At 58.9% G+C, this 13,633-nt stretch carries 14 protein-coding genes; 1 reads left to right on the top strand and 13 read right to left on the bottom strand.

The annotated features are described in order from the left end of the window. Positions 1-131 precede the first annotated feature (131 nt). A complete protein-coding gene (locus QSV77_RS07525) occupies positions 132-1,550 on the bottom strand; it encodes a PLP-dependent aminotransferase family protein (RefSeq protein ID WP_302733000.1) in 1,419 nt (472 codons plus the stop codon). Between the two features lie 93 nt (positions 1,551-1,643). Between QSV77_RS07525 and QSV77_RS07520 the strand changes: the two genes are divergently transcribed. Further along, a complete protein-coding gene (locus QSV77_RS07520; protein ID WP_271363532.1) occupies positions 1,644-1,949 on the top strand; it encodes a DUF1127 domain-containing protein in 306 nt (101 codons plus the stop codon). Positions 1,950-2,189: 240 nt separating this feature from the next. On the opposite strand, the gene QSV77_RS07515 is transcribed toward QSV77_RS07520, so the two are convergent. From QSV77_RS07515 to QSV77_RS07460, 12 genes are all read right to left on the bottom strand, one after another. Further along, complete coding sequence (locus QSV77_RS07515; protein ID WP_271363531.1) at positions 2,190-2,594, bottom strand: hypothetical protein; 405 nt, start codon at positions 2,592-2,594, stop codon at positions 2,190-2,192. A gap of 78 nt (positions 2,595-2,672) precedes the next feature. Beyond that, positions 2,673-3,344, bottom strand: a complete 672-nt coding sequence (gene purQ / locus QSV77_RS07510; RefSeq protein WP_052819707.1) for a phosphoribosylformylglycinamidine synthase subunit PurQ — start codon at positions 3,342-3,344, stop codon at positions 2,673-2,675. 120 nt (positions 3,345-3,464) lie between these two features. Beyond that, positions 3,465-3,707 (bottom strand): phosphoribosylformylglycinamidine synthase subunit PurS, encoded by a 243-nt coding sequence (gene purS, locus QSV77_RS07505; protein ID WP_003507918.1) that lies wholly within the window; start codon positions 3,705-3,707, stop codon positions 3,465-3,467. Between the two features lie 55 nt (positions 3,708-3,762). Continuing rightward, on the bottom strand, positions 3,763-4,527 hold the full coding sequence (purC, locus tag QSV77_RS07500) for a phosphoribosylaminoimidazolesuccinocarboxamide synthase (protein ID WP_003516002.1): 765 nt from the start codon (positions 4,525-4,527) through the stop codon (positions 3,763-3,765). A 202-nt stretch (positions 4,528-4,729) separates the two neighbouring features. Beyond that, complete coding sequence (locus QSV77_RS07495; protein WP_142840116.1) at positions 4,730-5,293, bottom strand: alpha/beta hydrolase; 564 nt, start codon at positions 5,291-5,293, stop codon at positions 4,730-4,732. Between the two features lie 69 nt (positions 5,294-5,362). Continuing rightward, positions 5,363-6,670: an adenylosuccinate lyase gene (gene purB / locus QSV77_RS07490; protein WP_142840115.1), complete on the bottom strand. Its 1,308-nt coding sequence runs from the start codon at positions 6,668-6,670 to the stop codon at positions 5,363-5,365. Positions 6,671-6,783: 113 nt separating this feature from the next. Then, positions 6,784-7,290 carry a hypothetical protein gene (locus tag QSV77_RS07485; RefSeq protein WP_302732998.1) on the bottom strand — a complete coding sequence of 169 codons (507 nt, stop codon included), beginning with the start codon at positions 7,288-7,290 and terminating at the stop codon, positions 6,784-6,786. A gap of 55 nt (positions 7,291-7,345) precedes the next feature. Next, positions 7,346-8,023, bottom strand: coding sequence for a ribulose-phosphate 3-epimerase (gene rpe / locus QSV77_RS07480; RefSeq protein WP_302732997.1), 678 nt, complete (start codon positions 8,021-8,023; stop codon positions 7,346-7,348). Positions 8,024-8,155: 132 nt separating this feature from the next. Then, a complete protein-coding gene (locus QSV77_RS07475) occupies positions 8,156-9,235 on the bottom strand; it encodes an ABC transporter substrate-binding protein (protein ID WP_302732996.1) in 1,080 nt (359 codons plus the stop codon). Between the two features lie 885 nt (positions 9,236-10,120). Then, complete coding sequence (locus tag QSV77_RS07470) at positions 10,121-10,537, bottom strand: NUDIX domain-containing protein (RefSeq protein WP_142840110.1); 417 nt, start codon at positions 10,535-10,537, stop codon at positions 10,121-10,123. Between the two features lie 13 nt (positions 10,538-10,550). After that, positions 10,551-12,050 (bottom strand): DEAD/DEAH box helicase, encoded by a 1,500-nt coding sequence (locus tag QSV77_RS07465; protein ID WP_269699799.1) that lies wholly within the window; start codon positions 12,048-12,050, stop codon positions 10,551-10,553. 219 nt (positions 12,051-12,269) lie between these two features. Beyond that, positions 12,270-13,568 (bottom strand): M23 family metallopeptidase, encoded by a 1,299-nt coding sequence (locus QSV77_RS07460; RefSeq protein ID WP_302732993.1) that lies wholly within the window; start codon positions 13,566-13,568, stop codon positions 12,270-12,272. Positions 13,569-13,633: the final 65 nt, after the last annotated feature.

Genomic DNA, 13,633 nt, shown 5'->3' with positions numbered 1-13,633 from the left:
GAGGAAAGTTTCCGGTTCTTTAGCGCAAGAGGCTCAATGGTGCGACAGGAAAATGCGTGGATTCACCCGCTAATTGGCGGTTTGTGCCGTTCGCGGCGGCTCATGGGTGATGCCTGCGGGTCCAGAAAGGACTACGCCACGCTTTCGTAACCCACCGACCCATTGTCGAGCAGATGTCTGAGGATGCCGAAGGCCTGCGTCATTTCCTTTTGTTCGGATGGGCCGGAAAAACTGATGCGGATGCGGTGGAAAACCTTGTCCGTCCGTCCGGCCTTGAACTCGTCCTCGTCGTCGATCAGCACGCCTTCCTTCATGGCCGCGCTGCGGAAGGTTCCCGAAAGCCAGGGTTCGGGCAGTCTCAGCCACAAAAAGGCAATATCGGGCAGCGAATTGAATTCCAGCCCGGAAAAGACGCGTCGGGCGATCGCTTCGCGCTGGTTGATTTCGGCAATGCAATCCTTGCGGATATCGTCGGCGTCGCCGCTATTGACGAGGCGGGCATTCAGTTCGGCCAGCATGAAGGGCAGGCCGCCGGTCAGCATCGAATGCGAAATCCGTATTCTCGATGAAAATTGCGAAGGGCAGGCCACCCAGCCGCCCCTGGTGCCGGCCGAAACGGATTTCGACAGGCCGCCGACGACGAAGGTGATGTCGGGTGCAAATTCCGCGATGAGCGGGATCGCATCCCGGGTCATAGCGCCGTAGAGATTGTCCTCTACGATCCATACGCCGTATCTGCGGGCGATATCGGCGATAGCCCGCCGCCGATCTTCAGGCAGGGTGGCGCAGGTGGGGTTCTGGCCCGCCGACATCAGGAAGATCATTTTCGGATGCTGTTGGGCGCAAACGCGCTCGAAATCATCGGGAACAATGCCCTTTTCATCCGCTTCCACCAGTGTCACGCGGCGTCCGGCAAGGGCGGCGCTGCGGCTGATATGGGAATAGGTGACCGGTTCGAAGACGATGCGGTCCCCCGGCGCGGTCATTGCCGTCACCACGCTCATCACTGCGGCATGGGCGCCGAGCGTCGAAACGATGTTTTCCGGTTTGGGTGACCAGCCGTTCTGGGACAGCCAGCGAGCGCCCGCCATGCACCAGTTGTCTGGAAGGGTGCGGGTGTAGTTGGAAATTTCGAAGGGATGCTCTTTCGCAAGCGCCTCGATGTACTTGCCGATCAGCACGCTTTGGCCAACATCGGGTGCCGCCGTGGTGTTCAGGCGGAACTCGGCGCTGGTGTCGATGGCATAACGCGTGCCACCAAATGCCACCGCCGCCGGTTCTACCCGCGACAACGGGGCGGGGCTCTTGCGCTCGTTGACATAAGTGCCGCGGCCGACTTCGCCGCTGACGAGACCACGTTCATGGATCAGCGCGTAGGCGCGGCTGATTGTACCAATTGTCACGCCCAGATCGTAAGCGAGATTGCGCTGAGGCGGCAATTTCGAGCCGGCCTGCAGGGTGCCGTCGGAAATCGCGCCTTCGATACTGTCCGCAAGGCGCAGATAAATCGGGCCGTCGCCCTCGGTGAGATCAGGAAGCCAATTTGTCATGGTGACAATTTATGCATTGTATCTGTCAGTAAGTCAATTGTATTTATTGTCTGCATTGATTGAGATTAAACGCACGGAGACAATAGGTGCAATATGCGCAAGATGGATCAATACCTTTCGACAGCGGATACGCTTTATCCTGATGGCTACGAACGGGAACGCGTGTTCCGCGATGCCGGCGACATGGTCGCACCGGCGCCCTTTCCGGCCGAGATCGCCCGCACGCTTATTGGTCGCCTGATTATGGGCATGTTGCGCTGGCAGCAGAAACGACGGGGACGGCTCGCCTTGCGGGAATTGCCTGACGATCTTCTGGAGGATATCGGCGTTACACGGGACGAAGCCTTGAAGGAAGCCGCGAAATCGCAGCTTTTCTCCTGGCCGTCGCGGTTTTTATAATTTTTGTCGAAGAGCGGTGCCTTCTTTCCCCGGCGCCATCAAGCCATTCGGCAGCCCGCCACGCCACTCCCAACCGGCGTCGGCGGGTTTTTTTATTGGATTGGCGCGGGGATGGAGGCAAATGGCGCCCCGTCATCCTCGGGCTTGTCCCGAGGATCTGCGACGGATTGATTTTATTCGAGGTGATCAGATCCTCGGCACGGCGGCGAGACTGACGTCTTTGACGTAGACGTATCTGGGTCAGCAGCCCTTGCCGCCATTCGCCCAGCGCTTCACGTCGGTTGCGATGCGGCCGGAGATGGCTTCGTTCATGACGGGTCCGAAAGCATCGAGCTTTGCCGGATTGCCTTCTGCCTGAACGACCAGCATGGGGCGTGATTCCGGGCTGTTGCGTGGTACGAGCAGGATGCGCGGACGGCCGGAGAAAGAGTTGAGTTCCGGGGCCAGACGATAGGCCTTGAACGCCGCATCACCCGATTTGAACCAGCAGGCATTCGCGCCAAGAGCAATCCGTTCCATCGTCGGCAGGGCGGCACGGGATACGGAGGCAGCCGGCTGCGTTTTCGGCTGGCAGGCGGCAAGCGCGGCTGCCGCGAGCAGCAATGCGGTGGCCTTATAGGCATTGTGGCGAAGAAGACGAGGCATCAGGTCATCCAGAAAAGAAGCCGAAACTTAGCCGGAAGCCGGCATTAAAAAAGGCGGGCCCGAAGCCCGCCCGGTCTATCAGGCTGCGATGACGCCGAGCGCCGAAGCAAAGAGGCCACGCCCGTCATTGCCGCCATGGGCGGCTTCGATGAGGTTTTCCGGATGCGGCATCATGCCAAGAACGTTGCCCTTTGCGTTGATGACGCCGGCGATGTCGTTCAGCGAGCCGTTGGGGTTGGTGCCTTCAGCATAACGGAACACGACCTGACCGTTGTCTTCCACCGACTTCAGCTCATCCGTATCTAGGAAATAGTTGCCGTCGTGATGGGCGACGGGGCAGCGCAGGATCTGGCCCTTGTCATAAGCGCGGGTGAATTCGGTGTCGTTATTGGTGACTTCGAGCTTCACTTCCCGGCAGACGAATTTCAGCGAGGCGTTGCGCATCAGGGCGCCCGGCAGCATGCCCGCCTCGACCAGGATCTGGAAACCGTTGCAGACGCCGAGAACCTTGACGCCCTTTTCCGCCTTTTCGCGGATGGCCTGCATGACCGGCATGCGGGCGGCAATCGCGCCGCAACGCAGATAGTCACCATAGGAAAAGCCGCCCGGAATGACGATCAGGTCGACGTCGGGAATATCTGTTTCCGTCTGCCAGATGGTGACGGGCGCGCTTCCGGAGATTTTCGTCAGCGCGGCGATCATGTCGCGGTCGCGGTTGAGGCCGGGAAGTTGGACGACAGCGGATTTCATCGGGACGGCTCCTGCGGCTTAGAGCGTTTCCAGTAAAAGCGGAAACGCTTTTACGTCCGGACAACGCGCAAAATCAAAGACATAGGTCGGTTTGGAGATTCGAAGAAAAGCCAAAACGATCTAGAGGATGGCGATAGCGTAGTTTTCGATAACCGTATTGGCCAGCAGCTTTTCGCACATTGCCTTCAGGTCGGTCTCGGCCTTGGCCTTGTCGGCGCCTTCCAGTTCCAGATCGAAGACCTTGCCCTGACGGACATGGCCGACGCCGCCGAAACCGAGGCTGCCGAGCGCGCCTTCGATTGCCTTGCCCTGCGGATCGAGAACGCCGTTCTTCAGCGTAACAGTCACCCGTGCCTTGATCACCTGATCTTCTCCTGATTTTACCTTAAGAGGCCAATATTACTTCACGAGGCCGATATTACTTTACCAGGACTGGGCCGGTGCCGCGGATCGGTTCGTTTTCATTGATGATGCCGAGACGGCGCGCCACTTCGGAATAGGCTTCCACAAGCCCGCCCATATCGCGGCGGAACAGGTCCTTGTCCATCTTTTTCTGGGTCTCGATGTCCCACAGGCGGCAGCTGTCGGGCGAAATCTCGTCGGCCAGAATGATGCGCATCATGTCGCCTTCGAACAGGCGGCCGCATTCGATCTTGAAATCGACGAGCTGGATGCCGACGCCGAGGAACAGGCCGGACAGGAAGTCGTTGACGCGGATGGCAAGCGCCATGATGTCGTCAAGCTCGGCGGGGTTGGCCCAGCCGAAAGCCGTGATGTGCTCTTCGGAGACCATCGGGTCTTCCAGCTCATCCGACTTGTAATAAAACTCGATGATGGAGCGCGGCAGCACCACGCCCTCGTCAATGCCGAGGCGCTTGGAGAGCGAGCCGGCGGCGACATTGCGCACGACGATCTCAAGCGGGATCATTTCCACTTCCTTGATCAACTGCTCGCGCATGTTGAGGCGGCGGATGAAATGGGTGGGAATGCCGATCTTGTTCAGATGCGTGAAGACATATTCGCAGATACGGTTGTTCAGCACACCCTTGCCGTCGATGACTTCGTGCTTCTTCTTGTTGAAGGCGGTCGCATCGTCCTTGAAGAACTGGATAAGCGTGCCTGGCTCCGGACCTTCGTAGAGGATCTTGGCCTTGCCTTCGTAAATACGGCGGCGACGGTTCATAATGGCAGGTCTCTTGGTTGACGCCGATTCTGGTGGCGTTACGTTTCTGTCTTTGAGCGGTCCCATAAAGGAAAAGAGTGCATTCTACAATGCAGCTCGCATATCTTCCCTTCAATTCTTGTGTCGGGCCGGAAGGTTGTCCGGCCGGAAACCGGCCGGTACAACTGGCAAGTGGCGGGACGGGTCTTGCCTCAGCCCCTCGTCAGGGTTCGTTCGCCTTCAGTCGGCTCAGGAACTGGGCGAAGACCATGCCGCCCTCCGGCCATGGGCCGTGGCCGGACTCGGCGTTGATATGGCCGGACATGCCGGCATCGATCAGCAGCGAACCCCAGGCGGCGGCAATGTCATCGGCATGTTCGTAAGTGCCGAAGGGATCATTGCGGCTGGCGATGGTGATCGTCGGAAATGGCAGCGGATCGCGCGGATAAGGGCCGAAGGTCATCAGATGTTTCGGGCGGATATCGGGATTGGCGACATCGGGCGGCGCGACGAAAAGCGCGCCCGAGACCTTCTTGCCGATTTCCGGCAACGCATGGATCACGGTCGGCACGCCGAGTGAATGGGCGACGAGGACTATGGGCTTGGTGGAGGCATTGACCTCTTCCACCAGCCGGGCGACCCAGTCTTCCTTCACGGGTTTTGTCCATTCCGCCTGCTCGACCCGGCGGGCGGTGGAAAGCTTGCGCTCCCAGCGGGTCTGCCAGTGGTCGGGGCCGGAATTGGTATAGCCCGGTACCATGAGGATATCTGCTTCTGAAACTTTCATGCGCCCATATCTGTGTTGTGATGCCGCCGCGATCAAGGCCGCGACGGCATTAACTTTGGAGACCCTGCCTTATGCCTTGCCGAAGACGCGCGCGAAGATCGTGTCGACATGCTTGGTGTGGTAACCGAGGTCGAATTTCTCGCGGATGGTCGCTTCGGGAAGGGCGGCGCGCACTTCCTCGTCACCCAGCAGTTCCTCAAGGAAATCTGCGCCCTGTTCCCAGACCTTCATGGCGTTGCGCTGGACCAGACGGTAAGCGTCCTCGCGGGAAACGCCGGCCTGCGTCAGCGCCAAAAGAACGCGCTGCGAATGCACGAGGCCGCGGAATTTGTTCATGTTCTTCAACATGTTGTCCGGATAGATCACCAGCTTCTCGATGACGCCGGCAAGGCGGTTCAGCGCGAAATCCAGCGTGACGGTCGTGTCGGGACCGATGGCGCGCTCCACGGAGGAGTGGCTGATATCGCGCTCATGCCACAGCGCCACGTTTTCCATGGCCGGCACGACCGACATGCGCACCAGACGGGCAAGGCCGGTCAGGTTTTCGGTCAGAACCGGGTTGCGCTTGTGCGGCATGGCGGAGGAACCCTTCTGGCCGGGAGAGAAGAACTCTTCGGCTTCCAGAACCTCGGTGCGCTGCATGTGGCGGATTTCGATGGCGACGTTTTCGATCGACGAGGCGATGACGCCGAGAACGGCAAAGAACATGGCGTGACGGTCACGCGGGATGACCTGCGTGGAGACCGGCTCGGGGATGAGGCCGAGCTTTGCGCAGACATGCTCCTCAACGCGCGGGTCGATATTGGCGAAGGTGCCGACGGCGCCGGAGATCGCGCCGGTGGCGATTTCCGCGCGGGCGTTAACGAGGCGCTCGCGGTTGCGGTGCATCTCGGCGTAAAAGCGGGCAAAGGTCAGGCCCATGGTCGTCGGCTCGGCATGGATGCCGTGGCTGCGGCCGATGCGCACCGTGTTCTTGTGCTCGAAGGCGCGGGTCTTCAGTGCTGCGAGCACACGATCCATATCGGCAAGCAGCAGGTCGGCTGCGCGCACGAGCTGGATGTTGAGCGTGGTGTCGAGCACGTCCGATGAGGTCATGCCCTGATGTACGAAACGGCTGTCGGGACCGACAAATTCGGCAAGGTGGGTCAGAAAGGCAATGACGTCATGCTTGGTGACGGCCTCGATCTCGTCGATGCGGGCGACGTCGAAGGTGGCGCTGCCGCCCTTTTCCCAGATCGTCTGGGCCGCCGATTTCGGAATGACGCCGAGCTCGGCCAGTGCGTCACAGGCATATGCCTCGATCTCGAACCAGATGCGGAACTTTGTTTCCGGCGACCAGATGGCGACCATTTCCGGCCGGGAGTAACGAGGGATCATGGCAATGACTTTCTTCGTAGAGAGGCTTGGCTTGGTGGAGGAACTTGGCTTTGTGGGAGTTTTGCTGCCCGTTTAGCAAAGTGTTCCGGTAATCTCAATCTAAAGCTACATGGCTATGTAGCGCGATGGGCCCGCCGGCAAAGGATTGCGCCCGCCAGGGCCAGCGGAACGGCGGCATAGGGCAAATAGAGGCCGAGGCCGAGAATGCAGAACTGGTAGATTGCGCCGAGCGAGGTGAAGATCTGCTGGAAAAACCAGATGCGGGAAAACGCCGGCGCATGCCACTGCGCATAAAAGATGCGGTACTGAAAAGCGAAAAATATCGCCGCGACCGCCTGGGTGAAGAATGCGATGGCGAGACAGCTTGCCACAAAGCGCAGCGTCAGGCTGGTAGAAGCGGGCAGGAAGCGCAGCGCCACCATGGCCAGCGGCCAGCCGAGAAGACCGCCGCAGAAGAACAATATCCCGATATCAGCGGCATGGTCGGTTTCCAGCCGGTTTCGGAGATAGAGGCCGAGGGCGGCGGTGGCCGCCGAACAGACGGCCCAGACAGGCGGGGCAAGGAGAGGGAACAGCGATGCCGATACTGTATTGCGGAAATCCTGCCTGTCGCTGTCCATCAAGCCCTCATCCAAACGCCCCGTAGTCCTGCTTCCGGCGTGTTTTCTCCGTGGGTCAGGACCTTCCGGCCTCCGCCGCCGTGCGCAACAATGACACTGTCTTGCGGTAGTCTTCGACACCATCGCCCTTGAAGACCGCCGAGCCGGCCACCAGCGCATTGGCCCCGGCAGCGATGATCGCGCCGGCTGTCTGCGCCGTTACGCCGCCATCCACTTCAAGCTCGATCGGCCGGTCGCCGATCATCGCCTTTGCCGCGCGGATCTTGTCGAGCATGGCGGGAATGAATTTCTGGCCGCCGAAACCGGGATTGACGCTCATGATCAGGATGAGATCAACATCATCAAGCACGTTTTCGATAACGGAAAGCGGCGTGGCGGGATTGAGGGTCACGCCGGTCTTCCGGCCGAGTGTGCGGATGGTCTGCAGCGAGCGGTGCAGATGCGGCCCGGCCTCCGCATGCACGGTGATGCCGTCGCAACCGGCCTTGGCGAAGGCTTCGAGATAGGGATCGACGGGGGCGATCATCAGATGGCAATCGAAAAAGGCGTTGCTGTGCGGGCGAAGTGCCTTGATGACGTCAGGCCCGAACGAGATGTTGGGGACGAAATGACCGTCCATGACATCGAGATGGATCCAGTCGGCACCTGCTTCCGTGACATCGGCGACCTCCTGTCCGAGCTTGGCGAAATTGGCAGCCAGGATCGACGGGGCTATCCGGATGGGCAGGGACATGGGGCAAACTCCTCTCGACGCGTTGCGTAAGCTGCCTTTAGCACCAAGTATCCGGGTTTGAAACGGCCTGCCACGCGGTTGGCGGCGCTTTTCAGCCCCGCTTCCTCAAATTTCCCGCCGCACTGGCTTTGCCTATTGTTTTTCGGCCTTGTCCGCCGGTTCGAAGCGCTGGCCGTTCCAGCGCTGCAGGCGGTAGGGATTGTCGGCAAGTTCGTGCGAGGGATTAAAACTCAGATCGCCAATCACGGTTTTGAAGACGGTGCCGGTCGTCAATATTTCCGGCGCGGGTTTCGATTGCGCCTGCGCCGCTTCCGAAAGCGCTGCCGTCAGTTCCGCGGCCGCATAGGCGGGCAGGACATAACCTTCCGGTTCAATGCCAGCGGCGCGCAATTCGCCGGTGACGGCCTGGGCCGATGGCAATGTGTCATAGGCCGGGCGGGTGATGGCGAGCACATTTGCCGTAAGTGCTACCGGGGCGTTGGCCGCATTCATGGCATCGCCGCCCATGATGGTGAGGGGGGAATTTTCCGAGGCGGCGTCACGGGCGACAATGGCGACGTCGTTGCGTTCCGCGCCGATGAAGACATGGGTGATGCCGGTTCGCGCCAGCCGGCGCACCAGCGCCACCTGCTGTTCCTGGTTGGGGCGCATCGTGTCGGTGAAGGTGGGTTTCAGCCCGTTTTCCTCCAGCTTGGAGCGAATCCTGTCCGCCAGGTCGCGGCTGTAGATCGTGCCGTCATCCACCAGTCCGATGGAGTGACCTTTCCAGTCGCGCAGCATGATTTCCGCTGCCCTTTCCGATTCGGCCCTGTCGGAAGGGGCGAGGCGGAAAAGCGGCCAGCCATATTTCAACGCATCTTCCATCAGGATAGGTGCGCGGCTGGAAAGCGTGATTGCCGGGATGGCGGCCGCCTTCAATGGCGGCAGAACATCCTGGAGTGTTTCAGTGCACAGGAAGCCGATCGCCGCGCTGACTTTGGCGGCCACAAGGCCATCGGCGATGGCGCCGCCGCTGCCATCCTCGCAGCTTTCGTGGATTTCGACGACATCAAGCCCGAGTTTGGCGGCAGCGGCCTTCGCGCCCTGCCGCACCTGCTGCCCCAGAAGCTCATATGGCCCGTTCTGCGGAGCAACAATGCCGATCGACGCCGCGCTTGCTGAGCCCGCAAAGGCAAAACCGGCGATGATCGTTAGCAGGCGAAGTGAAAGCATGACGTGAGCGAAATCCTGTTGTCCCGCTTGATGTTTATCGGCAACAAACGGTTTTCCAAAGGAAAAATCGCCGGAACCCCAGCATAATCGCATATCGCGGTGCACGAGGCAGCGGTTTTGATCGCCAGTTGTCCGATTCAAGCAAACCGGGCCTAAAGACACGTTGTAGTTGCTGCTATTCAATATGATTGTGCGCTACTGTCTTGATTGCGGATTCATTTTTGCTGATCGACAAGTCGCTCGTGAGAAGCGTGACGGAAGAAGTATCTCCATTACTTGTTGAGAGGATTTTTACTTTATAAAACTGTAACACGCGATGCGTATAAGCACAGTTTAGCAATGGCTTGTGCGCTATTTTGCCCTCTAAAGTGCAGCCGCGAAAAGTGCCCATTTTATTTTCATATATTTAAATTATTGATATTAAAAGAAAAAAACTAGTTTTTTAGCCTTCGGTCAATTTTTCTTCGTGTCTTTTTTCGCATTTGCGAGAAGATTTGCTTGACGGAAAGTAAATGTTTAGCTTAGATATACGTGTTTCAGGGGACGACTGAAATTGGCTGTAACCAGCCTCGGAAAGTGTTCCGATTATAAGCACTGCCAGACTATATTACATTCTATATTCTATTATTTTCATTACGTATAAACCGCTTCGGGAAACTGGGGCGGTTTTTTACATAAAGCTAATTTAAGCAATTTAAAATTGAATCTGAAAAGCTTCACGCAAAGCTGTTCTCTTATTATTATATTTGTCGAAAAGAAATCGCTCTGCCGGCTTGCCTTCATTGCAGGCAGGAGAGGCTTCCGCCGTTTTCGACGCTCCCGTTCCAGATTTTAAAGATGCCCGGCCTGCGGCAACCGTCGCACTTGCCGGTCCCTTATTCGGCTTCATTTCAGGGCGGCCAGCGCGTCCTTCGCGAAGGCGGAAATGGGTGCGGGAAGATTGTCGGGATAAAACCAGCCAATATCGGAAAGCTTGTCCGGTTCGGTCAGTGCCGGCTCGCCACGTGTATCGCGGGCGACGAAGATCAGCGACACCCAATGGTGCCGCTCTTCGGTATCGATATATTCGCTGTGACAGAGAAATTCGACCTTGCCGATCGTCAGCCCGGTCTCTTCTTCGGCCTCTCGCCGTGCTGCGGCGAGGGAGGATTCGAGGTGATCAACCTTGCCGCCCGGAATACTCCAGTATCCGGCTTCCGGCGCTTTCAAGCGCCGGCAGAGAAGCAACTGGCCATCACGCAATATCGCAAGGCCTACGCCGACACCCGGAAAATCGAGCCCTGGTTTGATTGTCGGCGTCATATTGGTACTGGCCTCAGCCCTTGGCGTTGGCCACGATCAGCATGAAGGCGGGAATGTCGTCGCCGAAGCCGACCGGGGTCGGGCCGTCATCATGGTCGCGATAGTGGCGGCGGCGCTCGCGGTTGTCGTCATTGGCGTGCAGCGGATTACGGATGTTGCGGTCGGAATTGCGCGGGGTCTTTTCCGGTCTGCGTTCTGCTTTCACCTTGTCGTCTCCGTGAGCCACGATCTCGGTAACCGCAGCGGATTGTACATCCTGATTAATGTTTTCGACCGGAGCCGCATCGCGACGGTTCCTGTCGCGACCCCTGCCACCCCGTTCCTTGTTGCCCCGGCGGCCGGAATTGCTTTCAAAGCTTTCCATGGGTGCGGGCAGCGAGGAGAGGTCGCCATTCAGCCACTCGATCTTTTCGCCGATCAGCTTTTCGATCGCGTCGAGATATTTAGCGTCATTTCTGGTGACGATGGTGAAGGCCTTGCCCGAACGGCCTGCACGGCCGGTGCGGCCAATGCGGTGGACATAGTCTTCGGCATGAATGGGAACGTCGAAGTTGAAGACGTGGCTGACATCGGGGATATCAAGTCCGCGCGCCGCAACGTCGGAGGCGACGAGCAGCGTCAGATTGCCATCCCTGAAGTTCTGCAGCATCGTGGTGCGCGAACGCTGGTCCATGTCGCCATGCAGCGCGCCAACGGAAAAACCGTGACGGTCGAGCGAACGGAACAGGTCGGCGACATCTTTCTTGCGATTGCAGAAAATGATCGCGTTCTTGAGTTCGGCCTCTTCGGCGCGGACGAGATCGCGCAGGACAGCGCGCTTCTCATAGTCCTTGTTATGCGCAGCGACGATGTTCTGCGTAACGGTTTTCGCGGTGGAGGAGGGCTTGGCGACCTCGATCCGTTCCGGGTTCTGAAGGAAGCGGTCGGCCAGCTTCTGGATTTCCGGCGGCATGGTGGCCGAAAAGAACAGCGTTTGCCGGGTAAAGGGAATCATCTTCACGATACGTTCGATATCGGGAATGAAGCCCATATCCAGCATGCGGTCGGCTTCGTCGATGACGAGGATTTCAACGCCGGTCATCAACAGCTTGCCGCGCTCGCAATGGTCAAGAAGACGGCCGGGGGTGCAGATGAGAACATCGGCGCCACGCTCGAGCTTGCGATCCTGATCTTCGAACGACACGCCGCCGATAAGCAGGGCGACGTTCAGCTTGTGATTCTTGCCGTATTTCTCGAAATTCTCGGCCACCTGCGCCGCAAGCTCACGGGTGGGCTCAAGGATCAGCGTGCGCGGCATTCTGGCGCGGGCGCGACCCTTTTCGAGCAGGGTGAGCATCGGCAGCACGAAGGACGCGGTTTTGCCCGTGCCGGTCTGTGCGATACCGCAGATATCACGCTTTTCCAGTGCGGGCGGAATGGCGCCGGCCTGAATGGGTGTCGGCGTCGTGTAGCCGGCATCTGCAATAGCGGAAAGAACTTTTTGGCTCAGGCCAAGATCAGAGAATGTTGTCAAAGGAAGAACTTTTTCCGTTCTGGTTCGGTAAGAACACCTGCGTGCCGCTGCGACACTTGCAAAGACTTGGCGCGGGGATATGCCCAAATTGCCGGAAAGTCAAGGAAACAACGGGAAAAGCACGCGAAACGTCGCGGTTCTGACGAGGCTTTTCAGCCTGTGGCGCAGTTTCGTGCGATTTATCGTAAAAAGCGCAAAAAAAGCGTTAAATCTAGCGTGTCATTTTAAATAGGTTTTAAGCTCGGCACCGGCGATCAGGAACCGCATCGGATCGACCGGCGTATCGTTGCGGCGCACCTCGTAATGCACATGCGGACCGGTCGAACGGCCGGTGCTGCCGGCGCGGCCGATGATGTCGCCGGCCTCCACCTTGTCGCCGGCCCTGACGAGGATTGCGGAGAGATGGCCGAATCGCGTCGAGACACCCTGACCGTGATCGATCTCGACCATATTGCCGTAACCGCCGGAATTTTCCGCTACTGTTACCTTGCCCGCCCCGGTGGCTTTGACGTCGGCGCCGGTTTCGGCACGAAAATCGATGCCGGTGTGCAGAGCCGGCCGCCCGAGAAACGGGTCCATGCGATTGCCGAAGCGGCTGGTGATCGTCCTGCCGGGAGCGGGGTTGCCGAAGGGCAGGGCGGTTGCGGTTTCCTTGACGATGTCCAGCCGGTTCAGCGCATTGTCGAGATTGTTCAGCGACAGGTTGAACGGGTCAGTTTCGCTGCGTTCGGGCGCCGCATAGGGGCCGCCAATATCGTCCGTGCCGCTTTCGTCGATTTTCAATCCGGCCTGCCGGATGATGTCCTGCATCGCGCTTGCCTTGTCTTCGGCGTCGTTGGTCAACCTGGCAATGCGCGATATCTGCTGGCGCTCGATATCCTTCAACGAAATGGTCACTTTGGAAAACACCCGATCGGCCCGGTCCGAGGGTGTTTCGCCGGACTGAGGCACGTAAGCGGCGCGTCTGTCGGTTGCGGCGGGGGGGTCCGGCTGCGGCTTGCGCGGCGCCATAAGCTTTTCGATTGCCGACAGGCCGCCCGTCAGATCGGCGCGTTTTTCCGGCGCCATGGCGTTTGAAAGGGAAGAGGGCGTGGCGGGTGTGGCAGCGATGCCGGAATTTTCGGCGCGCTCCAGCAACTCGCTCATTCGCCCGTGCCTGGAGGTCAGCGCCGCCTGCTGTTCCAGCAGTTTTTCCACTTTCTTTTCAACGACCTGCTGGTCGAGCAATTGCCGGGAGGTGACCCGGTCCACCTGCGCCCTCAGTGCTGCGATACGGTCTTCATAATCGTTCTGCATGCGGGTCTGGCGCGCCATGGTCGCACCGATCAGGTCGTCACGCAGGATAAGGTAGCCAGTAGCGCCGAGATAGCCGAGCGAAAACAGGCCAATGGTGCAGCCGGCAAGGGCGGCCATCCACGGCAGAATGGTCATGTGCCGAACTTTTTCGCCGCTCGCCAGTATGAGGACGTGCTGCGGCCGCTTTTTGCCGAATACCCGGTTTTCCGCTGTATCAGTCAAAATCTCTCTCCGGACTGGCCGATTTCTCACAGGAAATCATAATTCGTTAAGGTTAACGAAGTTTT

Source organism: Agrobacterium sp. V1 (assembly GCF_030518355.1).
GTDB classification, from domain to species: domain Bacteria; phylum Pseudomonadota; class Alphaproteobacteria; order Rhizobiales; family Rhizobiaceae; genus Agrobacterium; species Agrobacterium cucumeris.
Note: the sequence above shows the minus strand (reverse complement) of the source record. Positions and strands in the feature narration are given on the sequence as shown.

What these genes read in the sequence shown, in the direction of transcription:
- QSV77_RS07525 (WP_302733000.1), bottom strand. Translation starts at nt 1,550, where the DNA reads ATGACAAATTGGCTTCCTGATCTCACCGAGGGCGACGGCCCGATTTAT.
- QSV77_RS07520 (WP_271363532.1), top strand. Translation starts at nt 1,644, where the DNA reads ATGCGCAAGATGGATCAATACCTTTCGACAGCGGATACGCTTTATCCT.
- QSV77_RS07515 (WP_271363531.1), bottom strand. Translation starts at nt 2,594, where the DNA reads ATGCCTCGTCTTCTTCGCCACAATGCCTATAAGGCCACCGCATTGCTG.
- purQ (WP_052819707.1), bottom strand. Translation starts at nt 3,344, where the DNA reads ATGAAATCCGCTGTCGTCCAACTTCCCGGCCTCAACCGCGACCGCGAC.
- purC (WP_003516002.1), bottom strand. Translation starts at nt 4,527, where the DNA reads ATGAACCGTCGCCGCCGTATTTACGAAGGCAAGGCCAAGATCCTCTAC.
- QSV77_RS07495 (WP_142840116.1), bottom strand. Translation starts at nt 5,293, where the DNA reads ATGAAAGTTTCAGAAGCAGATATCCTCATGGTACCGGGCTATACCAAT.
- purB (WP_142840115.1), bottom strand. Translation starts at nt 6,670, where the DNA reads ATGATCCCTCGTTACTCCCGGCCGGAAATGGTCGCCATCTGGTCGCCG.
- QSV77_RS07485 (WP_302732998.1), bottom strand. Translation starts at nt 7,290, where the DNA reads ATGGACAGCGACAGGCAGGATTTCCGCAATACAGTATCGGCATCGCTG.
- rpe (WP_302732997.1), bottom strand. Translation starts at nt 8,023, where the DNA reads ATGTCCCTGCCCATCCGGATAGCCCCGTCGATCCTGGCTGCCAATTTC.
- QSV77_RS07475 (WP_302732996.1), bottom strand. Translation starts at nt 9,235, where the DNA reads ATGCTTTCACTTCGCCTGCTAACGATCATCGCCGGTTTTGCCTTTGCG.
- QSV77_RS07470 (WP_142840110.1), bottom strand. Translation starts at nt 10,537, where the DNA reads ATGACGCCGACAATCAAACCAGGGCTCGATTTTCCGGGTGTCGGCGTA.